This is a genomic window from Bradyrhizobium sp. UFLA05-153 (assembly GCF_054185185.1).
Genome location: NZ_JBBIAM010000117.1, coordinates 1 through 22,384, shown reverse-complemented (window position 1 = coordinate 22,384; position 22,384 = coordinate 1). Strand labels below are relative to the sequence as shown.

Here is a 22,384-nt window from a genome sequence, read left to right as displayed (position 1 = left end):
GCGGCGAGTGCCGCTCGTAGGTGAAGTTGTCCGGCTTGGGTTTCTTCAATACCACTCCGCTATCAAAAGGCTGGGACATAAGCTTCTATTTCCTGAGCTTCACGCAGCTAGCGACCGGACGCCGCTTGGTGACACGTTCTACGGTGACTGGATCAAAGTCCAGAATGTGGCGGTACCTACGGCCGCTAAGCAACGGAAGGTTTTCCATTCATTTCGCAAGGCTTGAGGAGCCGATCTGAAGCATGCAGGCGTGGCTTCTGAACTCCGCGCGGACATACTTGGCCATGGCGGGGACAACGTTACGGAGGAGCGATACGCCAGTTCGGCCAAGCTCAAGCAGATGTTGGAGGCGCTCCAAAAGGTGCCGATCGTCACCGATCACATCCACTTCGAGAAAGTCCGCTTGCTGGAGCAAGTCTCGCGAAGGCGGATGCGCCGTTCAGCTCAGGCGAGGCGGCGAAGCGTGCCACAGCAGGGTTAGTGTGGGACGAAGCGCTTAGGCCCATTGCCCGGGTCAAGGAGTCGGTGATGCGTCCTGCCATCCCGCCCCAGCGGTCCAATTGGCCTCTGGCCGATCTTCGCGTGCCATCCCCGCGATCCGCATGACGAACGGCTGGATCTCCGCCAGCATGTCGACGAAGGTCTGGTCGTCGCGCTGTCCCAGACGGGTCAGGAACGCGCGCCATCCCCTTTCGCCCTCTTCGCGGAAGGATTCGGTGAAGGATTCAGGCGGCGACGACGGTATGGGCGTTCCGCGCTTTTCGAAGGTCGCCTTGAATGCGTTCACGACGTCGGCTCCCGCGAAGTCGAGCCGGCGGGACATGTCCCGGACATCGTAGAAGTCCTTGAACCGGGAAGTGCTGGTGCCGAGCGCGCAGATCGCCTCGAATTTCTCGGAGAGCATGGTCTCAGGCGTGTAGCAGAGTATCTCCGGAGCCTCTGTGCCTGCCAGAACGGTGGGATAGGTCATCTTGACCGGCGCTGGTGAGATGATGTGGCCGTGCGATATCTCGATCTTGAGCGGAATCGTCGCGGATCCGAGCTTCGCTTCGCCCGTAATCTGATGTCCAGACTCCTCGGCTTTGGCGTTTATGACTTCGACCTTGAACGTCGCGGGATCGAAGACCACCGGATCGTCGTCGCGCGGCTGGATCGAGACGATCGCCTTGATCGCATCCAGCGCCTGCTGGGGCGTCAGCTTTTCCAGCCCCAGCATGTCCATGTCCCGCGTAGCGCGTGCGTAGTTGCGCGTGACCGCTACAAGTGCCATGGCGCCTTTGAGTACTAGGCGATCGCGCCATTCCGATTTGGCCATCCTGACGAGGAAGCGCTCGAAGACATAACGGCGCATCAGCAGTTCGTGCGCGACTCCGAGCTTACGGGATTCGTTGAGGATGCGGGCTCGAACGCTTTCAGCCGACGCGTTGTTGCCCTGTTTCATAGTGTCCTCCCGGGAATTGCCGACTTCATCTCTTCGGCGAGGCGCGCAAACGGCTCGACCTGGCGGAAGCAGCCGAGCTCCCGCGAGATTCCGATGATCTCATTCGGATCGCCTCCGGTTGCGACGAAATCCTTCATCGCCTTCATCGCCGGTTCGTCGCCGAGTTTGCTTCGGTACCGCAGCATGTCGATCACAGTGCGCGCGGGATTGGTCACGCGCACGGGAACGCCGCCGTAGGTTATTGTGTCGACACCAATCCTCATCATCGGCTCTTGCCAGTAGAGGGTCCGCACGGGATCGCGCCTACTGCCGGTGGCCGGTTTCTTGACCTTACGACGGTCGACGGCGTACCAAATCTGCCAAGGGCTTTCGTCCGACAGGCGGTGGATCGAAGCGGCCGAACTCAGACACACCACCCCACCGGGATTGATCAGCGTGACGGCGGCGTAGCCGATACCGTCAGGCCAGTCTCCCTCGCCAGAGACGTACACCCCTCTCGCGTAGGAAATCGCGGCGCCCTCCGCGACCGCTCGGGCCAGCGACGCCGGATTGATGCCGGCGTCGAAGAATTCCGACGCCGAGCGCACGTGCCCGCCTTCCAACAGCTTTTTGACCTTTTCGATCTGGGTGCGTTCCATCGCTAGTAAGGTCGGGTAGGGAAATGTAAGAATCAAGGGGCATATTTTCGTTTTTGCCTCCAATTTCTTACATTTGATATTTTTCTTTAGTTTTCAATAGCTTATCTGCGTTTTGATGCGGAACCTAGCGGAACCCAGTGCGCCGAACTGTCGGTAATGTAAGAAAATGGAGGCAAAAGTTTAAACTTGCCTCCAATTCCTTACATGCCGGATCGTGCCAATACTTCAGCGACCACTGCCTCGCCGCCTGCTGCGAAACTCCCGACGGCGATCCGCCCGAACGGCTTCGAAGGCTCGCTCGCCTGCGGGCTGCCCGGTCCTTCATCCAATCATGCTCTTCGCATTCGCGGACCGCGCTGGCCTCCTGCAGCACCAGTATCGCTCGTCCACGGAGCGCAGGGGGCACGGGCCGCATCTCTCTCGTCGTCAGCGTAGTAAGTCTCCCTGCCTGGACGAATCCTTGCGGTTGGTTCGTTCCGGCAGTTAGCCCAATCCGGGATTCTCGATCGTCGTGGCCTAGCTTTCGCTGCCCGCGCTGGTGGGCGCTGACCGATTTTCAAGAGGAGACGGTTTAACGGCCATGAAAAAATCCATCCAGTGGGAAGGATTGACCGCCGTTTGGGCGACCCAATGTTTCCTGCAAGCTGCGCCTAAATTGATGGAGGAGGCGAACATGGTCACTGAGATTAAAGCTGATTGTTGAACTCGGCCGGGCCGGGGGGCTACGTGGCCCTCGGCTCAAGAGCCGATGCGAGTTTCTGGGCGGCGCCGGTCGCGCGTTACGCCGAGTATTCCGTTTCGCCCCAACCTTGGACCCCTGACATGACCGCATCAGCACTCAACATTGCCGAAGCTTCGCGGGTACTCGAACAGCCGGCTCCGAGGCGCAGCCTTTGGAAAGCAACTGCCGTCGTCGCCCTTTTGGGACTGCTGGCGGTCACGGCCATCCCCCTGAGCAAAGGTTTCTCCGCCGGCGGTCGCGCGGCGGTGGGGCAAAAACTCTCACCCGTGGGCGCTAGGGTTGAGGATTTCGTACCGGAGGATCGCGGCAAGCTCTCCAAGCCCATCATCGGCGGCTTGCTGGCAGGCGCCGCTTCGACCGTCGGCAAGAGGGTGGCGGGCACCTTCGTCGACGCTTCCTGGCCGGTGGCGCAGGCTTGGTTCGATCGAAAGACCCACAAGACCGACCAGATGATCTGGGCCGGCCCGCTGCACGTCGTCGATGGAAAGCCCGATGGTCGTGACGACACGGTGACGACGTTGAAGTTCGACGGCGAGGGCAACCTAGCCCTCGCATACCGCCTCGCGCGGTTTTTCGCAACGATGGGCTTCGACGTCGGCAAGTTCAAAATGTCCGGGACGGCCACGATGACGGATGCCGATTGCTCTTGCACCTACCGGTCGTACGGGCCGGAGATCGAAGTCTGGACCACGGGTTTCGTCCGGCAGACTTGGCTTTCCGAGAAAAACCAGCGAACCTACTTTGTCGCCGCCGCAATGGACTCGAACGGACAACTGGCATCGGGCCAAGTCACGGCGAGCTTCGGAGGTTTTACGATGACCCGCCCTGCCGTCTTCGGATCGTCTCATGACAAGCTGAATGCGGACAAGCGGCTCGACAACTATTGATGTAACAGCCCTGCGTTCGCGAGAACATGTCTAGTTTGGTAGGGGTGCCCCCGCCCGGTCTCGTACGCCGCCGGTCGGGTTCTCGGTCACTCCTCGGCTGCCGGACCGCTTCGAAGGGCCCAATCGTGGCCGGTCTTCTGCTTCATTCGCGCGAGTAATTTTTCGATCCTCTCCAGATATATGGACTCGACGGCGCTCACGAGGTCGGGCCATTCCTTGGCACCTCCGATATGGTATCCGAGCGACAGTCCGAATTTGAGTTCAAAACGATTGTCCTCGAACGCTATCTCTAGCGCGTGCGAAACTGAGTCATGTTCGTCGTTGTGCGCGAAACGTTTGTTTCTCAAGTCGACTACCCGATCGTGAATGCTCCGCAGTTTTTTCAGGGACACTATCACGCGAAAAACCGCTGCCGCTGCCGCTTCCACCTTGGTGCAAGCGCACATACGTAACTGCAAACGCCGTCGTGAGCATCTCGAGTTCGAGAAAAGCCTCCATTTTCAGCTCGAATTTGTAAGCCGACAGGCGCTTCTGCACATGCTTCAATGCCACCACGGCGGCGAACGAGTTCAAGACTCTGACAAGTTGAGACAATTCGTTGTCGACAGACTTCAGGATGATGCGCCCATCATCTGCCATCGCCTGAAAATGATCTCTCCATTCTTCGGGGAGGTATTGCAGCGCCTCTTCGGGCAGAACGTAGTATTCTCCCGTATTTTCCTCATGAAAGGTCGGGTCGCCCGCCGTTTGCTCCATGTGCGTGCATTCCCTGTTCATTGCGGCAGCGACGCCTTTCCGCGCGATCTCTTGGGAGATCCCGCGCTTGGGTCGTCAGCATTTCTCAGGCGAAGGATGTCTCCGTTTGTCATCGTCATACCGATCGATCTGATCTCGATCCAAGGCTCGTGGGCTGGATGCCATCGATTAGGCTTGATCTTCCGTCACGCGAAAATCTTCAGCGTGCCGTCACACGCCGGTCGCTGCAGCATGAGGGCCTCCTCGCTCAAACCTTGAAGCGCCAAATCGATGTGTTGACTCTTCGACAGTCCTTCGCCGGTTGGGACCGCAAGCCCTGCTATCCGCAGCGGCGTCACGTTCAGCCTCCGAGTGGGACATCGGATGCAGGACGCCCGCGATCAGATCGTGCAGGTTAGAGCGCATTTCAAAAACCGCCGTCGGGTGTGGCGCCGCATCGCTCCGCCGAGGTGCTGTGCGTGCTGTTGCGCCAACTTCGGGCGCCCGGCAGATCACTACCCGCGCGGCGACTCTTTTTTGCGCGTAGCCAAAACGGTTCTTCAAAATCCTGCTCTCGCGCGCGGGCTCCTTATCCACCCTCGGCAATGCCTCTATCCAACTCGAGAGAACGGATACGCGTTCTTGATGTAAGCGTTCAAGAACTGCCCTTTCGAAGATGCCGTTATCAGTTGTTCGTAAAGCGCCGCTCCAACATTGTAATACTGATAGACCGACCCCGATGTGAACTCGACCTCGAGAGTTTCAGATCCGGGGTCGTAGCCCAGTGACAAGATGTTCGTTGACGCTACTGGCTCGCGTATCATTGGCTCGTCTCCGGATCTTCAGTATCATTTGTTGGTGCGCGTTTGATGCTGACACCGCGGGCAACCGCCGTTGTCAGCTGTGCTCGCCAAGATGCCACCACGCGATCGTATCCTTCCGCAACACGGCGATTTCTCCACGCGGCACTAACTGCGGGATCGTGACTCTTGGGTAGATGGTCCTGGCGAGGAAGAAAAACTCGACACCTGACTGGCAGCCGTGCTGCCTCACCTGCGATTATGGCTTCTCCGGTTCGCAGCACTGGGAGAAGATCCATCAACCCGGATAAGTTATCGGGCAGCGCGCCCTTCACCCGCGAACGATCAGTTGGATTTGAAAGCCGTAGTGCGATCAAGGTGCCGCATTGCGAGAGAATAGTCTCATCTATCTCGGCCGGGCGCTGCGACACGAGCATGGCGCCTACACCGTATTTTCGGCCCTCTTTGGCAATCCGTTTGACCATCTCTGCGGCGACATTGCCGTCCTCTGGCGACACATAGCGGTGGGCCTCCTCCATCACGACAAGCAACGGACGAAGGACGCCGCCTTCGGTCTTCTCCCGGCTCCAATAGAGAGCGTCGTAAAGAATACGTAGAATCGAACCGATCAGCCTTACCAAGACGGCACTTGGGACACCCGATAGGTCGAGTATTGTGAGAGGTTTCTCATGGCCCAGCCACCCCTTGATCAACGTATCCAGGTCCTGAGCGGTGGCGCCCTGAAGATCGGGCTCCCAGGGACCAGGGTGAAGGATAAAGTCGAACCGTCGATCCAGCATGCGCGAGCGGAGAAGATTCAGTGGCCTGCGAATCCCCCTTGCCGCCTGATTGAGAAATGGTCCTGCGGTCCCCATCGCATGGGGCTTGTATTTGGGGGGCGTCAGAGAGCCTGGATCGCCGGGCTCCTCTAATGCGGGCTGATCGCGCTGCGGTCCGGTAAATGTCGTAGTCTCGAAATCGATGAGTTCATACCAGAACTGTTTCAGAGAAAATGGAACGGGGCTGTCGACTGTTAAGGACCTTGGGTCTAAGCCGGGTAGAGCCCCTTGGCTGAGCCGTTGCTCCTTCAGCTCCTGGATTTTGTCAGTGAAGGCGATTGCGTGATTGTCGTTAAGCTGACCTGCGACGAAATCAAGCAGTTCACCTGCCTCTAGCGCCCAAAACGGGACAAATAGTGGTTCTTCTCCCGGCTGCGGCGTTGCGCTGAAGACCTTTGCCACGTCGCCGAGCGCGGCTGCATACTCACCGTGCAAGTCGAGAAGTAGAATACGAGCTCCCGACGAACCGCTGTCGTCTACAGGTTGCACAATCGAACGTAACAGGCTCGCTACAGTTGTCGATTTGCCGGAGCCCGTTGAGCCGAGGATTGCAGAATGGCGGGTTACGAGGCCGTCGAGCGAAAGCCGAATTGTGATGTTCTCTGCGCTTGAGAGCGTGCCGATCTTAACTTGGTCATCCTCGCCTTGGCCATATATCCTGCGGAGATCCCGTTCTGTTACGATGTGAACCGTATCATCTATGTTTGGATGTTGGCTTAGGCCTCGCTCAAATTGGTCACCGATAGCCTCGCCGGCTAGTTCGACCCGCATCCAACGGCCGCTTTCAATTTCGCTTGGAGGAGCATTAAGCGGAGCCGCTGTTGCTCCGACCTCGGCAACTACTCCAAATAAATCTTGGTAGCCGAGCGGAATGCGTACGAAGCTACCGACTTGCCCCACGCGATAGGTATGGCCGCCAATTATTGCGAGGCCGGAGGCCAAAGACTCGGCCAGCTTTACCGTGATTGATGCACCTGAGACCGCGCTAACACGGCCGAGATATGTTGGATCCGAGCCCCTCATGATTGAGCTGCACCTACGGCGTCTCCCTGTTCAATCATCTCTGTCGGCCTGACTAGGTCGGGTGAATGAGACAGTGCGCAGAAGCGGCAAAAGCTTGCAAAATCGCCCAGCAGGAACACCTCGTCGCCCGTGCCCCACCGCTGTCCCCAAAAACTGGCTCTGATCTCTGACCAATTTTTGGGAGGATCACCTGGCCGCCATTTGCCGGCCACGCCGCTGATTACTGCGCCGTCCGCCGCGTAAACAGAGAGGTTGGGACGATCGAATCCAAGTGCGCACGCCGCATCTTCTTGCGCTAGATTCTGAAATTGAAACGCGAAAACGGCAGCATTCGCGTTCATTGCGAGAGCTTCATCGAGTAGTGCGCAGATGTGCGCATCCCGGAATGAGAACCCAGCAGCCAGAAGTAATGTATCGGGCTGAAGAAGGAAATGCTTCAGCCGTTCGAAAAGCGCCGCGTAAGGTTGCTTTTGAGTGAGATCGTATTTGAGGTGATCCGGATAAACTAGCTCGGTGCATCCATATCCGCCCGACCGAACTACGACGCCCTGATCAAGTTTCCATCCGAGCGAACCATGGAGCTTCCATAGACGAGACCAGCGCGGCGGTAGGTCGTTGCCTGCGACCGTCACCGGATCGAAGAAGGGGGCGTGTCCGCCGCTGAAACCGTCAAAATAAGGGACCTTGGCGGACTCGAATGCCTCCTCAAGAAGAAGATCATAGTTTGTAGTAAAAACCTCTACGGGGTGAGGGCGTTGGGTGCCGCTTATCCAAGTGACTAATTCGTGGTAGGCAGACCGTTCTTCGGGCAGTTTTGCGCCGACAATTGTACCGATCGCGTTGCACACACGAGCGCCAAGCGTTTTGTATCCTGCACCGTCCAGTCCGTTGACAGGCGTCCCACCCAGCTTCCTGTAGCAAGCGGATGCGCGACAAGATCGTTTCTATACTGCCGCCACCGGGCAACCCGTCGCGAATTGCGTCAACTGCAATCCTATCCTGCCCATTCAGGCCGTCGATCACCCGAGCGGTTAGTGCGTCCACACCCGGAATAAGCGGCTGACCAGTTGGGGAAAGCTTTCCTGCAGCATCTGTGCGGATTGAAAGCGGCGCACCCGCGCCAAGTAGCAGACCAATTCGCTTTCGGCCCTGCGACAAGATCTGTCGCAAGTCAGCCATAGACCGATCAGGATTATGTACAGTATCCATGTCCCTTCCAATATTGTTAGGATCCGCTGAAGCGCCTCGATAAGGAGATGCACTGCGCTTCCGTCGGAGATCAGAGAGTTTTGCGAGATTTGATTTTTTCCAACCGGCGCTGCAGCTCGCCGGGGCCCACGCCTGGCGAATGTCGTTGCCTCGCAAATCTCTGTAATATCGCTATCTCCGTGTCGCGATCGTCGAGCTTTCGATAGATGATTGCGGCCTGCTCATAGTACCATGGCGCCACTCCGCAATTCTGTTCAGCGCTCATCTGTTCTTGAGAGTCAATTTCGCTGAGCAGGAGCGCAAGTGCATTGGAATAGTCCCCCGATCGCTTCAGTGACTTAATGCGCTCGACCAGATCGTTAATTCTGGAGGCTTCGGGCGTAAGACCGATGACGAGCTCTCGGACGTGATTTGCGGAAGGCCTTTGAGTCTTGGCATCGTGATGGATGGGAGTGGCATTCTCGACAGCGCCATCGCCAACCATCAGCATAAAATCGCTTTCGCCGATGATGCGAACCGGGACCCCGGCAAACATCATTTCCTCGGCCTTCCGGTGTTTTGAGCTCTTCTCGTCCCCTTTTGTGCGACGCACGTCCTGGTCTCCGACGACCAGAATGGTTGTGCGCATATTGACGCTGTCGGCAACATTGCAGCCTGCGGCGGCTGCCGCCTGTGCAGCCACGCGGCGCGGAATACTGAGTTGGCCAGTGAACACGACAGTTTCGCCCACCAGTGCTCCTGACGGGTTGCCGTCAGTCGCAAATTGACCCGGCACCTCACCAGATATCGGCAGATCGACCCGCTTCAGCCAATCCTCAAGCCCATAATTGGTGTCGGCGATTGCGCGCAGCATCAAAAGCCCAGTGGCGCGAGCATCCTCGGCCGCGTCATGGTGAGCAAAGCTAATGTCGAATTCGGCAGCGAGACGAGCAAGTCCGTAGCCGGCGCCGTCATTTAATCGAGGCCAAGCTCGTCGGGCAACGCGCAATGTATCAAGCCATACGCCCGGGAGGGGGCCTGCCCCGCACTTTGCTGCGGCGCGAACCATTGCAGTTCTATCGAAAGGACTGTGGTGTACGACAACAACATCCGACAACGACGCAGTTATCGCGGGAAAGACTTGCTTCATCGTTGGCTTGCCGGCGACATGCTTCGGGCGGATGCCGTGAATTCCGATATTCAGTGAGTCGAACTGATCTACAGGATCGACAAGGATGGTCAAAGACTTGAATACAGTCCCTGATCGGAAGTGAACGAGCCCAATTGCGCAAATGCTACCGAGGTCCGCATTTGCCGTCTCGACATCGAGCGCGATGAAATCAGTGGTCACAGATTCTGAACCCCCAAAGCAGCTACATTATTCCGCAACCACAGCGCGAGTACAATATTGACTGACAGTTATACGCATCGAAACAACTCAATGGGTTTAAGCTCGGAAGCGGACGGTCCAACTTGTGGCTGTGGGCCGTGCGGGGCAGGGAGAAGGTCGCGAGTTGAGGCGGTCCCATATGAAAGGCCAACTTGCGGTGAGAGAGGGGGCATCTGAAGGGCTGGCGGCTCTTTCCCTCAAATTGGATCAGCTCGCCTTCCGTTCGTGCTCGACTGACCCCTCCAACAGCGGCATATCGAGGCTCGGGATCTCAGGCATCGCCTTACCCGCAATCGCCTGTAGGTCGCCGACCATGCCGACTGTAGATTCAATCACGGAAAGGATCTGGGTTTCGCGCTTGGCCCACTGGCGGCCCATGAACTTGCGCTCCTTATCGAGGTCCTCACGCATGTCGTTAAATTTCTCGACAACTGCTTCCACCCTTTGCCGGAATTTGATACCGGTCAGATATTGGTAGACCTGCTCCATCTTGGTCTGCTGTCCCTGCTGCGCGAGGCGTGATCCGCTGACTTCGATCAGGGTCTGGCGGAGAGCGACCGCAACGGGCAGGGCGTAGCGCGGATGCGCAACCCACACTCCGTCTACCAAGTCGAAGTGCTCGATGTGCTTTGGAAGCGCCTGCGAGATAATGAGGGCAACGTCGGCCCCGCAACGCCGCTGGTCGTCGCGCAGCTTCGCGAGCCAGCCATCGCTCCATGCTTTGGTCCGCTTGGATTCCCAAAGAATTATGCCAACGGGTTGGCCGATCGAGCCCTTGACCTGTTGCACAACATCGGCCCCGAGCTCGCCCTTTCCGACAGGGTCGACTAGGTCGGTGGGAAAACGTCCGCGCAACAGTACCTCGAGCTCCAGCTCAAGCGCCTCGCCTTGGGACTGCTGCGAACCTTGCTCAGCCTTGCGTTTCAGTTCCTCGATGGTCCGTGTCATGGACTCGATCGTCTGATCTTTCTCCAAAACGCGCAACCTAGCGGCCTCATCAGCTTCCAGACGAGCCTTAGCCTGAATCTCAGCAATCGAAGCTTGAACGCGCTTTTCGATCGTGAGATCGAGCTCGCGCTTCTCTTCGTCGAGCGCACGTTGCTTGCGTATCAACTCGGCCTGAGCTTGTTGAGCCTCGGCGAGTTTAGCATCGTTTGCCGCAAGGCTCTGGCGGAGTACACTCGCTTCCGCCTCCTTAGCCTGCAATTCCGCAGCAGCTGCTTCGCGGGCCTTCTTGGCTTCCGCCGCGACGAGCAAAGTTCGTTCAGAGGATAGTCGCTTCGCTACCTGGTCCTCAATCTCCTCACGTGCCTTTGCAAGCTGCTCGCGCTCTCCTCGCAGCGCTTCGGCCTTGCGGGCAACTTCCGCATCCTTGCTGGCCAGCAGCTCCTGGAACCGTCGGCGCGTTTCTTCGAGTAGAGGAGCCGCCAGCGATTCGGTCAGCTTGATCTCGCGCTTGCAATGCGGGCATTGGAGGGTGGGTTCATGCGCGGCGCCGGCGATAGTTGCTGCGAAATTCATGACCCCTCCAGATTTTTCCGCTGCGTCAGCTTGCCTTGCCTCGCCAAGCGTTGCAGCTTTACCGCGATTGCGTTGTTCGGGTCGAACGCCGCAAGCTGATTGCGGCGATTTTTCCACTGAAACTAGTTCCGGGCGCCAGGAGAGTCGTCTAGGAGGGGCCACAGGAGGAAAAGCCGGCTAGCCGTCTTGGTCCCGGCGCCTCAGTGCTGGCGCCCTGGACAAAGAGATAGCAGTACGCCTCTCTCGAATAAAAGATCGTCGAGTCCCGATCGCATATCGGAAAGAAGCGACTTCGCGTTCCCGAGTGCTCTGGTTGCGCCTCCCTGGAGTTCTTGACCGTCATCTGTTATCGCGTCGCGAAAGGCAACGAATCGTTATGGCGTGCCTAGGAAGATGAATTTGACCGATCCCACTAACAGCATTGAGTTGCCGCCCGTCTTGCACAAGCCGGCAAGTCGCTTGCCGTGGGTTGTTGGACTCCTCGCCGTTATTTTCGGGTTGTGCGCGGGAGGAGTCTATTTCGGGAACGGTATAGACAAGCTTCTCGGCACGTCGGCCGCACCCGAAAACCTGCCAATGCAAGGCTTGTCACCCGAGGACAAGGCGGTTCTTTCAGAGATTAGATCGGGGCAACAGGAGATAAGCGAGGAGATCACCGAGCTCAAGCGTAACATCAGTGCGCAGCAAGAGGGTCTAAAACAGATATCGGATCAAATCGCTGCACTGACCTCGAACATCCAGTCTTTGCAGAATCCGCCCGTCGTTACGCCTCCATCGCCAGCACCTAATCTACCGCCAGCCCGTACTGTTTCGAAGCCGGCCGCGAGAGCCATCCCGCCTTCTAGACCGGAAGGGCCAGTTTCAATCGGGGGCGCTCCGCTGATTTCCGAGCCGGGCACCCAGCCTCATTGATCAGATCGTAATTCCTGAGCCGTAGCTGATGCGCGGCGCGGTCATGTTCTTATCATCGCCTCCGGAGGTACGATGTTTGCCAACCGTATTCGTATCGGCACTGTTGCGCTCGTGGCCTCCGGAATTCTGTTCGCAGTCTACCCGGCAGTTCGCCCGTTCTCGGACGAAAGATCGCTGCTGGGTGCGGCTGCCTTCGGGTCTGAGGCATGGCTGGCGTCGCACATCATTGCCATTGTGGCGTTCGCGCTACTCCCACTTGGGCTGCTCGGGATCCAACGCTCTTTACTGGGGACGCAGTCCGAGCGCCTGTTCTTTGTCGCCGTTGTCCTGATCGTGATTGGCACAGGCTTTACACTGCCATTCTACGGGGCCGAAACCTATGGTCTTCACGCGCTGGGACAGGCAGCGTTGCGGAGGCACTCCGATTCACTGCTCAGCCTCGTCGAGATCATCCGCTCCGGCCCTGGCCTTATCATGTTCCTCGCCGGTTTGCTTCTTCTTGCCGCATCCGCAATCGCGACTGCCACGGCGCTTTGGCGTTCCTGTCGCTATCCGAAGGCAAGTGGCGTTCCCTTCGCAATCGGAATGTCGCTATACATTCCGCAATTCTTCGGCGCGCAGCCCCTGCGCATTGCGCATGGATCACTGGTTGCAATCGGTTGCGTATGGATGGCGGTATGTCTTTGGAGGCAAGGCCGATTTGGTGCGGAGCGACAGAGTGTCCGCTTGTGAGAAATGAGGCCGCAAAAAGCTTCGTAAAATATTAGTGTCGAAACTGATATCCGAACTGCTGGTCGGCAGCAAAGAAGGATGCGTGAGGTGAAATCCGTCGCAGAAGGCCGACGAAATGCAGAATTTAAGCGTGATTGCGCCCATCACATACGATTCACCGGCAGCATGTTTAGCCTAGCATGAGCTTGGACGGATCGGAGTGCCGTTTCGCGTTGAGAGCCGATGTACGTCAAAGCTGAGGCGGCATCGTTCCAAAAGTCCCAGTCCGAAACTGAACACCGAACATCTGTTTGGAAAACCAGTGCAAATTTTCCGCTAGAGCGGCTGCGGGTCCGCATCGTGCTCCAAGCTTCGCGGGAGCAGTGAGATGAGCAATTTCAACCAGGAAAGCATTCTGAACGTCCATCACTGGACTGACAATCTCTTCAGCTTCACCAGCACACGGAATCCCTCGTTTCGCTTCTGCAGCGGTGAATTCACCATGATCGGGCTCGAGGTTGACGAAAAGCCTCTGCTGCGGGCCTACGGCATCGCCAGCGCTCATTACGAAGACCGGTTGGAATTCGTCGCGATCAAGGTGCTGGACAATCCCTTAACCTCGCGTCTGCAGCAGCTTAAGCAGGGTGACCAGATCATTGTCAGCCGCAAGACGACTGGCTCGCTGGTCATTGATAATCTTAAGGACGGACGCAATCTCTATCTGATCGGGACTGGCGCCGGTCTTGCGCCGTTTCTGAGTGTCATAAAGGATCCCCAAACCTATCTGCGATTCGAGAATGTGGTGCTGCTTCATGGCTGCCGCCGCGTCGCCGAGCTCGCCTATGGCGAGATGATCACGGAAACGCTGCCAAGCGACGATCTGGTCGGCGACTTCGTTCGCTATCAACTGATCTATTATCCGACCGTGACGCGCGACCGCTTCCACAACCGCGGCCGGATCACCGACCTGATCGCGTCAGGCAAGCTCTTTACGGAAATCGAGCTGCCGAAACTCGAGCCGCAGCATGACCGCGCCATGATCTGTGGCAGCCCCGCCCTGGTCCGCGATGCCCGAGAGCTCTTGATAGCGAAGGGCTTTGTCGAAGGCTCTCCGCGAGAGCCCTCACATTTTGTGTTCGAAAGGGCGTATGTCGACCCCTTATTTTGAGCTGCGGTGGCAAGCGACAACGGCTGATCCGAACCCGATGCAACGCGACCAGGGACGTCCTTACCGGTGCTACGCGTCAATAAAATTGTCGGTCTCTCGGCTGGATATAGTTGCAATCATCGCAGCTCCCGACTTATGGTAGACCGAATGGCAGGCTGTGGGGAAAAGCTATGAGAGCTATCTGGCTCGCGTGGCTCGTGGTCATTATGTCGGTGTCGCAGGCGCGGTCCTGGGGACAGGAAGGCCATGCAATCGTCGCTGAGATCGCGCAGCGGCGGCTCGATCCCGCCACGCTCGACAAAATCGCGACCCTGCTTGCCTTGGAAGCCCCTGCTCTTGATCACCCCCACGTAACGCTCGCTTCCATCGGCAGTTGGGCTGACGACTACCGTGCCGACCATAAGGATACGGCAGGATGGCATTTCGTGGACATACCGGATGATCGATCAACCTTCGATCCGAATGCTGATTGCAAAAAAGGCAACTGTGTCATCGCGGCGATTGCGCGCTTCCGAACTGTCCTTGCTGATTGCTCGAAGCCTGCACCCGAACGGCTCCAGGCTTTGAAGTTCATTGTTCATTTCATTGGCGATGTTCACCAGCCTCTGCACGCATCGGATCGGTGGGATGCCTACACAGGAAAAGACGATCAAGGCGGCAATCTTGTCCCGGTGACATTCTTCGGACAGACCACGAACCTGCATGCGCTTTGGGATACCGGTCTGATTATGCGCACCGTTTACAATTGGGGCGCCTATGTCGTTCGGCTTGAAACGACCTGGTTTCCGGGGCGTGACTTGGCCGAGTTGAAGGGGGGCTCGCCGGCCGATGGGGCGGTCGATGCGCATAGGCTTGCACACGAAGTTGCTTATGACATTCCTGACGACGGAGTTTTAGGCGTTCAGTATTTTTCGAAAGCATCGCCGATTGTTGACCGCCAACTCGCCCTTGCCGGGATAAGGCTTGCGCAGGTGCTCAAGGAGACGCTGTCCCCGGCAGCCTGCCAGTAACAGAGTATCGGGTTATCGCTATGAAGGCGCTCACGTTACTAGCCGCAATGGCATTGTCGCTTCCGCTCGCGGGTGCATCTGCGGCCCCGGGAAGCACTACATCCTGCTCGACAAATGGCATCTGCTACTGCACGCACGACTATCTAAACGATGCGATCAGACAGCGCGTTAGCGAGATACGGAACTTGATCAGCGGGCAACGGAAACAAGGCAAGGCGATTGGCTATCTCAGCGTTCCGATTAGCGGGATTGCAGGCGGAGTTTCGCCAATCAATGCGCTCGTAGCACAAGAGGCCAAGGAACGCATCGAGCAGCAGTGGGGGCCGCGCGACGTATGGATCCTCGACCCGGCCGCACCACAGTTTTCGCTCCCTACGGACGCCAACGGCGCTGACTACATGTGGATGTGGACCCAGATCCTCGAAGGCGAGGAACCTGAAGGTCTCGGCGCGTTCGACTTTGTGTATTTTACCGGGCCGTCTGACTTTGCGCGTCACTTCGGTCTTGATGGTCACGCCGATCTCGAGAAACTCGACACGGCCTACGACAATCTCGTCAAGACAAAACCTGACCTCGCGGCAAAGGTCGATAAGCATTCCTTTCGCAACTACTACGGCTTACGTGCCTCCGTCAGCTTTAGCTACGGATCGCACGACGAGTGGAATATCGTCAAAATCATTAATGCAAAACGGCGCGCATCTGACAGTACTGCCGGTTTTGCAAAGCAGATGGGTGTGTTCTTTGATGGGAAGCCTGTAGCGCCGGGCCTTTTTGAGCTTCCGGTTACCGATGGAAACGCCAGAGCCTGCAAGACGAATTGATATAAGCTGTTTCAGGAAGAGAATTTCCATGACCACAAAGCAAGCTGCCGCCAATGCGATCACCTCTCGGAAACGGTTGCTTCGGTGGCCGTACGCTTGAGGTGCATTGAACGTCAGCGGATGAAGCTCGGTCGATCGCTATCAATGGTTCGCGCACTGCAAGCCAGCCAGGCGAAATGGGATACCCTGCAAAGCCGGTTTGCATCCGGTGATAGATCTGATCGCCGCCGCAAAAGATCGTCACATCCTCTACGGCTCTAGGCGTCGTCTCGACAACGCAATTAGGTTGCTCGACAAGGACACCTCAGCAGCGCCGCGTGTGCGCGCTGAGAGGCCGGATTGCTATCGTTTTGAACGAGAGTCGGACACCGTCGATCGGTTCGTTGCCGGCCTACCGACGAGCCTAACCAACTCGGAGATCTTCAGCGGAAAGTTTCCCGGAGCGACCGGTCTTCGGCTCGTAGCTAATTCGGGAGCCCTCCGCCAGGCCGGTGTGGCCCGCCTTTTCAACGGCACTCATGTGCACGAAGATGTCGGGTCCTCCATCGTCTGGTTCGATAAAGCCGTATCCTTTGGTCGGGTTGAACCACTTCACAGTACCGAGTGCCAATGCAGTATCTCCAAGTTGAAGCCAGTCAATTTAGCCGAGAGCGAAGGCGGACATCAAATGTAACGAGCGGCACGAAGCTTTCTCGTTCCAATACCGCCGCTGTCATAGAGGGACATCCATACTGTTCGCGCACGTTGGGGCAAACCGATCAGATACATCGGAATGATCGAGCTACGTTAACAGTGCCGTTCGTACACGCGAACCTACTTCGAGCGCACCAGAGATGGTCGGCGCGACGTCATGCCGACTTCCATTTGCGTAGTGCATATCGGGAGGGGCTTGACCTCAGCTGAGAAGCCACCCCGGTAGATACTTTACCCACGAGCCAAATGTGTCGCACACGACCAACTCACCTCAGGCCGATGAGTTTAAGAACCTGCTGACATTCAGTGCCTCAGCCGCGGTTTGGGGTAGGTGGTCCGAGGCTAATGTTAAGGCCGGCTAATGATCGTAAACGCAACTATCAGATCAGGTGGCTAAGTATCCCATTTTTCTGCCACGAGACCCTTGCTCCCGTAAAAAACCTGTCCTATCTCCATCTCGCCTGTGTAGCACTCGCGGGCATTGACTGCTAACAACCCAAAATCTCCATCTCGTGCAAATGCTTAGGAGGACTGCATGAAATTCCGTCCGCTTCACGACCGCGTCGTGGTCAAGCGCATCGACGCAGAAGAGAAGACCGCTGGCGGCATCATCATTCCCGACACGGCCAAGGAAAAGCCCTCCCAGGGCGAAGTGATCGCCGTCGGCCCCGGCGGCCGCGACGAAAGCGGCAAGCTGATCCCGATCGACGTCCAGATCGGCGACCGCGTGCTGTTCGGCAAGTGGTCGGGCACCGAGGTCAAGATCGACGGCCAGGAGCTGTTGATCATGAAGGAAAGCGACATCATGGGCGTGCTCGAAGCTCCCGCTTCCAACAAGAAGGCCGCCTAATTCAACCGCTCGCACCGCTCACCCCTGAGGAGCGCCTGCCGGGCGCCTCGCCAAGGGTGAGATGAGACCAAGACAACTCAGGGAAACCAATATGTCAGCCAAAGAAGTGAAATTCGGCGTCGACGCCCGCGACCGCATGCTGCGCGGTGTCGATGTTCTCGCCAACGCCGTGAAGGTCACGCTCGGTCCGAAGGGCCGCAACGTCGTCCTCGACAAGTCGTTCGGCGCGCCCCGCATCACCAAGGACGGCGTCACCGTCGCCAAGGAGATCGAGCTCGACGACAAGTTCGAGAACATGGGCGCCCAGATGGTGCGCGAAGTCGCCTCCAAGTCCGCTGACGCGGCCGGCGACGGCACCACTACCGCGACCGTGCTCGCGGCTGCGATCGTCCGCGAGGGCGGCAAGGCCGTCGCCGCCGGCATGAACCCGATGGACCTCAAGCGCGGTATCGACCTCGCCGTCGAGGCCGTCGTCACGGACCTCCAGAAGAACTCCAAGAAGGTCACCTCCAACGAGGAGATCGCCCAGGTCGGCACCATCTCGGCCAATGGCGACGCGGAGATCGGCAAGTTCCTCGCCGACGCCATGAAAAAGGTCGGTAACGAGGGTGTCATCACCGTCGAGGAAGCCAAGTCGCTCGAGACCGAGCTCGACGTCGTCGAGGGCATGCAGTTCGACCGCGGCTACATCTCGCCCTACTTCGTCACCAACGCCGACAAGATGCGCGTTGAGATGGACGACGCTTACATCCTCATCAACGAGAAGAAGCTCTCCTCGCTGAACGAGCTGCTGCCGCTGCTCGAGGCCGTGGTGCAGAGCGGCAAGCCGCTGATCATCGTCGCCGAGGACGTCGAGGGCGAGGCGCTCGCCACGCTCGTCGTGAACCGCCTGCGCGGCGGCCTCAAGGTCGCGGCCGTCAAGGCGCCGGGCTTCGGCGATCGCCGCAAGGCCATGCTGCAGGACATCGCGGTCCTGACCGGCGGCCAGGCCATCTCGGAAGATCTCGGCATCAAGCTCGAGAACGTCACGCTCAACATGCTCGGTCGCGCCAAGAAGGTGATGATCGACAAGGAGAACACCACGATCGTCAACGGCGCCGGCAAGAAGGCCGACATCGAGGCGCGCGTGGCTCAGATCAAGGCGCAGATCGAGGAGACCACCTCGGACTACGACCGTGAGAAGCTGCAGGAGCGTCTTGCCAAGCTCGCGGGCGGCGTCGCGGTGATCCGCGTCGGCGGCGCGACCGAGGTCGAGGTGAAGGAGCGCAAGGATCGCGTTGATGACGCGATGCATGCGACCCGTGCAGCCGTCGAGGAAGGCATTGTCCCGGGCGGCGGCGTCGCCCTGCTTCGTGCCACCGAAGCGCTCAAGGGGCTTCGCACCAAGAACGACGACCAGAAGACCGGCGTCGAGATCGTGCGCAAGGCGCTGTCCGCGCCGGCCCGGCAGATCGCGATCAACGCCGGTGAAGACGGCTCGGTGATCGTCGGCAAGATCCTCGAGAAGGATCAGTACGCCTACGGCTTCGACTCGCAGACCGGTGAGTACGGCAACCTCGTCACCAAGGGCATCATCGACCCGACCAAGGTCGTGCGAACTGCAGTCCAGAACGCTTCCTCCGTGGCTGCGCTCTTGATCACCACCGAGGCCATGGTCGCCGAGCTGCCGAAGAAGGCCGCTGCCGGCCCCGCCATGCCCCCGGGCGGCGGCATGGGTGGCATGGGCGGCATGGACTTCTGATCTAGCCGTCAAACCGACCACGAAATGTGAAAACCTCGGCAGCCATGCCGGGGTTTTCTACTTGGGACGGACTCACAACGCGTCGCCCTGGCCTGTTCTCATGTTTGCTGTCAAGGGACACGATCAAGCGAAACCACTCCCGGCTCGGCGACGGATGCCGAACCAGGGTGGAGCGCTCTGGTCGTTCGCACGTCACTACCGATGCTATTGCCCGCCGACTGCCGCCATTTATTTAAGGCACCGCGGATTTCGACAGGTGGAGCACCTTTAAAGCGATTCCTGTTTCTGTCGTGCCCGATCGCGGTCACATGGATGAAATGCCGTGGCCATTCCCGCGCCTTAGGAAGAGGGACACAACCCTGTCACTGAGCGAGATCCACATCGAGCTGAACTCGAGCGCTGGTGACACAATTTGGAAAATCACGGGGAACACCAGCAGCTTGAAATCGTCCTTGGTCAGAGCCGTGAGATCCTGGAGCTGTCCACCTAAATCGGAAAGTTTTGGGACTGCCGTCGGTATTTTTTAGACGCCTGCTTTATAACGGCAATGTCTGTCAGGCCGTAGATCGATATCGGTCGGGCCTCGATCGCCACTCAGGGCGAGGCTGAAGGCGAACGATGGATTTCGGTGGCACGGCACGTCGTCTTTGTCGCAAAGCGGCGTTGGTATATATGTCTCTCTCAACTCAGCCTTTGCGCCGTACGGCGCAAAGTGCACGGTCGGAGACCAGGGGTGCCGCGCAGGGCAGCCATCGGGCGTGCCCCTCTCCAGTAGCGGGCAAAAATGCGGACAAATGCCACTGGTATTGAACCAACGAGAAGGTCAAAGCGCAAAGGACAGGGCGTTTGCGGACCGGCGCTGAAGTCACGCTAAGCCTTTCAACCAGGCGCAGCCTCCTCAATGCAGTCGGACTGATTGTGCCGTACGGCGCAAAATTGGGACGCAGCACTATTGCCGACGCACGACAGTCAGGACCAGCCTGCGATATTGTACGTAGCTGGTCATTAAAGCGTTGGATGTGAAATCCTTCACAATGTGAGATGATCGCGCGGCCTACATTAGGCTTGCGAGCACAGCGAACATCGTTCCCCTGTCGACATCGCCGGAAGGAAGCCACCTCATGAGCAGCGACTCTCAGTCTGCGAATCCACCCAGATGGGATTGGCCATCCTGGATGAAGGGCAGCATGCCCAATCCTCTCGATTTCTTTGCGGCACCTCGGAATTTCGTGCAGCCCATATTGCCCGGTTGGGTGTTTGGTAGCGTAACCAATATCACAGAGCAGAATTCAAGCGCGCCTGATACCGAAAGAGAGATTGTCGCCGCGCAGAGCTACGGTCGCCAGCTAGGCCGCGTCATGGACGCTCTCGCCATTCTTATCGCCGACTTGCCCAAGGCGAAGCAGGATGCGTCGGCTTTCGAAGAATTCGCCAAGATTCATCGCGATATCAATGAGATCAAGGCACAAGCTGCAGCGCGACGGCTCAACAACATCGCGGCTGACCTCGCTACTCTCAAAGAGACGAAGCCCGAGGAATATGAACGCCTCGCAGCGACGCTTCGCGAGGTCCTGAAGGCAACGCAATAAGGTCTCCTGGTCACGACGGCCCAGTACCTTTTTGTGCGACTACGATGTCTAGGCCCGTACCGACGAAATGCAATGATAGTCCGTAGGCGGGCCAAATTCTCCATCCGGGTTCCTTTTATCCGGTAGGCAGAAATAAGTTATGAGAAACGATAACGCTATGACAAGCCGTACCGGTAAAGTGAGCCAGAAGACAAACCGACCAACAACTTTGCCCATCGTTGCCTGCGCGATCCAGTAAGGGGCGGAAGCGATTTCAATGTTATCCAGGTGGACGAATGCGCGTTGACCAAAAACGAGAGTCTTCTTGATCGACCCAACCGTCGTGTAAAGAAACCAGCTGCTGAGGCCCGTAGCGACCACAAGAGCAAAAGTAAAGAAGGCGACAGCGACTGTGTAGTACGCGTTCGTAGTTGGGCTTGTCCTTCTCGGATTGCTTCCCCTTTCCGGTGCCTGGGGAGGGTACATCTTCACTTATGGCTTCCGAGGCGAGCACAGCCAAGTCGGCCCGGCCGAGGGGAGGGGAGGATCGTGCCATACCGGGCAAGCGTGCGGCCTCAAGACGAAAGCAGCAAGGATGCTTCGCCGCGCGCCGCAACAACAAGCTCGCTGGAGGTTTGTTTTGTCCAAGTAACTCGTTTCAGCCCTCGCTATTGCTGCACTTGCCTCATCAGGATCGTTGCCGGCATTTTGTGCTGACAGCTTGGGTTCACTTCGGCGAACATCGACAGCTCCGCTTCGTCCAAGAAACACAACTTCCTAGGGTCGGAGCAGGTGCCCATGAACGCTGGGCTTCTGATCGCGGCCTGCGTCACCACTGATCTACAACGTAGGCTGGAGTCTTTCTGGCGGGACGAGAATGTTCGTCTGTGCCGTGTACAATGTTGCGACATCCGTCGCGAGCGACATGTAATCGTCGTAGGCTGTTTGGCTGGCGGGTACGACAGCTAATTGAAGATTTGCCGGAAGGATGCCGTTGTTTGCGGTGATTGCCGACGCTCTAAATTTCTTCTCGGCCTGTCGCAGGTCGTCGATAGATTTGTTGAGATCGGCCATGGATGTCGGTGTCACGAGCTTGCCGCCGATATAGACGACCTGGCTAAGGCCGAGGATACCGAGCAACGTCTGCGGTATTTCAAACGACGAAAGTTGAGTGACGCCGCCGATGATCAATGCGCCGGCCACGACGAGGCTGAAGATGAAGCTTTGATAGCGATAGACGTCGAACTCTCCGTCGGTCGTGAAGAGGTCACGCCAATGGGCATCGATGTTGTTCGGATTGAAAGTGGATGAAAGCCACTGCTTGCGTAGGAGCCAGGCTTTGTTTTCGGGCGTGATCGTTGTTCGGGAGTTATCCGCTCCCTTGGCCACCGTGGAGCCGACGCCGGCAATTCCCAAAAGAAGCAGGACAGTGCTCGAGATGTCCGTGAGCACACCTGTGCGTAGGAGGAAGTAGGTGATCAAGCCGAAGACGATCAGGGAGAACATGATGATCTGAAGCTTGCCGAGACTTGCGCGACCGTCCGTGCCGGCGCTCATGGCGATCGGGTCGAGATAACCATACCAACGAGGGGGGCTACTTGTCCGGAAAGCGAAGGCAGCGATCAGATAGCCTAGGATGACACTGAGCCATGCCAGGCCGGAACTGTAGAGTGCCGGGCTTACTCTGACGGTCGTCTCCGAGACCT

The 22,384-nt window shown here is 57.9% G+C and carries 19 protein-coding genes and 1 pseudogene; 10 read left to right on the top strand and 10 right to left on the bottom strand.

What is annotated here, in order from left to right:
* Nucleotides 1-514 precede the first annotated feature (514 nt).
* Both Q2941_RS41150 and Q2941_RS41145 read right to left on the bottom strand, forming a co-directional pair.
* Nucleotides 515-1,441: a nucleotidyl transferase AbiEii/AbiGii toxin family protein gene (locus Q2941_RS41150; protein ID WP_458196083.1), complete on the bottom strand. Its 927-nt coding sequence runs from the start codon at nt 1,439-1,441 to the stop codon at nt 515-517.
* Nucleotides 1,438-2,142, bottom strand: coding sequence for a type IV toxin-antitoxin system AbiEi family antitoxin domain-containing protein (locus Q2941_RS41145; protein ID WP_458196082.1), 705 nt, complete (start codon nt 2,140-2,142; stop codon nt 1,438-1,440). Before Q2941_RS41145 ends, Q2941_RS41150 begins: the two co-directional genes overlap by 4 nt.
* A gap of 517 nt (nt 2,143-2,659) precedes the next feature.
* Between Q2941_RS41145 and Q2941_RS41140 the strand changes: the two genes are divergently transcribed.
* Together Q2941_RS41140 and Q2941_RS41135 are read left to right on the top strand one after the other, a co-directional pair.
* On the top strand, nt 2,660-2,782 hold the full coding sequence (locus Q2941_RS41140) for a hypothetical protein (protein WP_458196081.1): 123 nt from the start codon (nt 2,660-2,662) through the stop codon (nt 2,780-2,782).
* A 119-nt stretch (nt 2,783-2,901) separates the two neighbouring features.
* On the top strand, nt 2,902-3,708 hold the full coding sequence (locus tag Q2941_RS41135) for a hypothetical protein (protein ID WP_458196080.1): 807 nt from the start codon (nt 2,902-2,904) through the stop codon (nt 3,706-3,708).
* 309 nt (nt 3,709-4,017) lie between these two features.
* Here Q2941_RS41135 and Q2941_RS41130 read toward each other — a convergent pair whose 3' ends face one another.
* From Q2941_RS41130 to Q2941_RS41105, 6 genes are all read right to left on the bottom strand, one after another.
* The gene (locus tag Q2941_RS41130) at nt 4,018-4,464 is read right to left on the bottom strand and encodes a hypothetical protein (RefSeq protein WP_458196078.1); all 447 of its coding nucleotides are present in this window, start codon (nt 4,462-4,464) and stop codon (nt 4,018-4,020) included.
* A gap of 590 nt (nt 4,465-5,054) precedes the next feature.
* Entirely contained in the window at nt 5,055-5,267 is a 213-nt protein-coding gene (locus Q2941_RS41125) for a KTSC domain-containing protein (RefSeq protein ID WP_458196077.1), read from the bottom strand.
* Nucleotides 5,264-7,105 carry an ATP-binding protein gene (locus Q2941_RS41120; RefSeq protein WP_458196076.1) on the bottom strand — a complete coding sequence of 614 codons (1,842 nt, stop codon included), beginning with the start codon at nt 7,103-7,105 and terminating at the stop codon, nt 5,264-5,266. The genes Q2941_RS41125 and Q2941_RS41120 overlap by 4 nt, the downstream gene beginning before the upstream one ends.
* The gene (locus Q2941_RS41115) at nt 7,102-7,953 is read right to left on the bottom strand and encodes an SIR2 family NAD-dependent protein deacylase (protein ID WP_458196075.1); all 852 of its coding nucleotides are present in this window, start codon (nt 7,951-7,953) and stop codon (nt 7,102-7,104) included. The genes Q2941_RS41120 and Q2941_RS41115 overlap by 4 nt, the downstream gene beginning before the upstream one ends.
* 431 nt (nt 7,954-8,384) lie before the next feature.
* Nucleotides 8,385-9,644 (bottom strand): exonuclease domain-containing protein, encoded by a 1,260-nt coding sequence (locus Q2941_RS41110; RefSeq protein ID WP_458196074.1) that lies wholly within the window; start codon nt 9,642-9,644, stop codon nt 8,385-8,387.
* A 246-nt stretch (nt 9,645-9,890) separates the two neighbouring features.
* Nucleotides 9,891-11,204 carry a DUF2130 domain-containing protein gene (locus Q2941_RS41105; protein ID WP_458196073.1) on the bottom strand — a complete coding sequence of 438 codons (1,314 nt, stop codon included), beginning with the start codon at nt 11,202-11,204 and terminating at the stop codon, nt 9,891-9,893.
* 399 nt (nt 11,205-11,603) lie between these two features.
* Here Q2941_RS41105 and Q2941_RS41100 point away from each other — a divergent pair, with 399 nt between their 5' ends.
* From Q2941_RS41100 to Q2941_RS41080, 5 genes are all read left to right on the top strand, one after another.
* Entirely contained in the window at nt 11,604-12,116 is a 513-nt protein-coding gene (locus Q2941_RS41100) for a hypothetical protein (protein ID WP_458196072.1), read from the top strand.
* A gap of 72 nt (nt 12,117-12,188) precedes the next feature.
* On the top strand, nt 12,189-12,848 hold the full coding sequence (locus Q2941_RS41095; RefSeq protein WP_458196071.1) for a hypothetical protein: 660 nt from the start codon (nt 12,189-12,191) through the stop codon (nt 12,846-12,848).
* 367 nt (nt 12,849-13,215) lie between these two features.
* Nucleotides 13,216-13,995, top strand: a complete 780-nt coding sequence (locus tag Q2941_RS41090) for a ferredoxin--NADP reductase (protein ID WP_458196070.1) — start codon at nt 13,216-13,218, stop codon at nt 13,993-13,995.
* Between the two features lie 170 nt (nt 13,996-14,165).
* The gene (locus tag Q2941_RS41085) at nt 14,166-15,005 is read left to right on the top strand and encodes a S1/P1 nuclease (RefSeq protein WP_458196069.1); all 840 of its coding nucleotides are present in this window, start codon (nt 14,166-14,168) and stop codon (nt 15,003-15,005) included.
* A 20-nt stretch (nt 15,006-15,025) separates the two neighbouring features.
* Nucleotides 15,026-15,826, top strand: a complete 801-nt coding sequence (locus tag Q2941_RS41080; RefSeq protein WP_458196068.1) for a hypothetical protein — start codon at nt 15,026-15,028, stop codon at nt 15,824-15,826.
* 403 nt (nt 15,827-16,229) lie between these two features.
* On the opposite strand, the gene Q2941_RS41075 is transcribed toward Q2941_RS41080, so the two are convergent.
* Nucleotides 16,230-16,436 (bottom strand): cold-shock protein, encoded by a 207-nt coding sequence (locus tag Q2941_RS41075; protein WP_458196067.1) that lies wholly within the window; start codon nt 16,434-16,436, stop codon nt 16,230-16,232.
* A 618-nt stretch (nt 16,437-17,054) separates the two neighbouring features.
* Between Q2941_RS41075 and groES the strand changes: the two genes are divergently transcribed.
* The 3 genes from groES (at nt 17,055) to Q2941_RS41060 (ending at nt 20,699) form a co-directional block, all read left to right on the top strand.
* Entirely contained in the window at nt 17,055-17,369 is a 315-nt protein-coding gene (groES, locus tag Q2941_RS41070) for a co-chaperone GroES (protein ID WP_458196066.1), read from the top strand.
* A 91-nt stretch (nt 17,370-17,460) separates the two neighbouring features.
* Complete coding sequence (groL, locus tag Q2941_RS41065) at nt 17,461-19,110, top strand: chaperonin GroEL (RefSeq protein ID WP_458196065.1); 1,650 nt, start codon at nt 17,461-17,463, stop codon at nt 19,108-19,110.
* A 1,175-nt stretch (nt 19,111-20,285) separates the two neighbouring features.
* Nucleotides 20,286-20,699, top strand: coding sequence for a hypothetical protein (locus Q2941_RS41060; protein WP_458196064.1), 414 nt, complete (start codon nt 20,286-20,288; stop codon nt 20,697-20,699).
* A gap of 819 nt (nt 20,700-21,518) precedes the next feature.
* Here the strand turns inward: Q2941_RS41060 and Q2941_RS41055 are convergent.
* Nucleotides 21,519-22,384, bottom strand: a pseudogene (locus tag Q2941_RS41055) (hypothetical protein); the annotation flags it as partial.

Excerpts from the sequence above, each read along its gene's own strand:
- Q2941_RS41095 (WP_458196071.1), top strand. The coding sequence starts at position 12,189 with ATGTTTGCCAACCGTATTCGTATCGGCACTGTTGCGCTCGTGGCCTCC.
- Q2941_RS41130 (WP_458196078.1), bottom strand. The coding sequence starts at position 4,464 with ATGGAGCAAACGGCGGGCGACCCGACCTTTCATGAGGAAAATACGGGA.
- Q2941_RS41150 (WP_458196083.1), bottom strand. The coding sequence starts at position 1,441 with ATGAAACAGGGCAACAACGCGTCGGCTGAAAGCGTTCGAGCCCGCATC.
- Q2941_RS41135 (WP_458196080.1), top strand. The coding sequence starts at position 2,902 with ATGACCGCATCAGCACTCAACATTGCCGAAGCTTCGCGGGTACTCGAA.
- Q2941_RS41085 (WP_458196069.1), top strand. The coding sequence starts at position 14,166 with ATGAGAGCTATCTGGCTCGCGTGGCTCGTGGTCATTATGTCGGTGTCG.
- Q2941_RS41120 (WP_458196076.1), bottom strand. The coding sequence starts at position 7,105 with ATGAGGGGCTCGGATCCAACATATCTCGGCCGTGTTAGCGCGGTCTCA.
- groL (WP_458196065.1), top strand. The coding sequence starts at position 17,461 with ATGTCAGCCAAAGAAGTGAAATTCGGCGTCGACGCCCGCGACCGCATG.
- Q2941_RS41060 (WP_458196064.1), top strand. The coding sequence starts at position 20,286 with ATGAAGGGCAGCATGCCCAATCCTCTCGATTTCTTTGCGGCACCTCGG.
- Q2941_RS41080 (WP_458196068.1), top strand. The coding sequence starts at position 15,026 with ATGAAGGCGCTCACGTTACTAGCCGCAATGGCATTGTCGCTTCCGCTC.
- Q2941_RS41140 (WP_458196081.1), top strand. The coding sequence starts at position 2,660 with ATGAAAAAATCCATCCAGTGGGAAGGATTGACCGCCGTTTGGGCGACC.
- groES (WP_458196066.1), top strand. The coding sequence starts at position 17,055 with ATGAAATTCCGTCCGCTTCACGACCGCGTCGTGGTCAAGCGCATCGAC.
- Q2941_RS41125 (WP_458196077.1), bottom strand. The coding sequence starts at position 5,267 with ATGATACGCGAGCCAGTAGCGTCAACGAACATCTTGTCACTGGGCTAC.
- Q2941_RS41090 (WP_458196070.1), top strand. The coding sequence starts at position 13,216 with ATGAGCAATTTCAACCAGGAAAGCATTCTGAACGTCCATCACTGGACT.
- Q2941_RS41105 (WP_458196073.1), bottom strand. The coding sequence starts at position 11,204 with ATGAATTTCGCAGCAACTATCGCCGGCGCCGCGCATGAACCCACCCTC.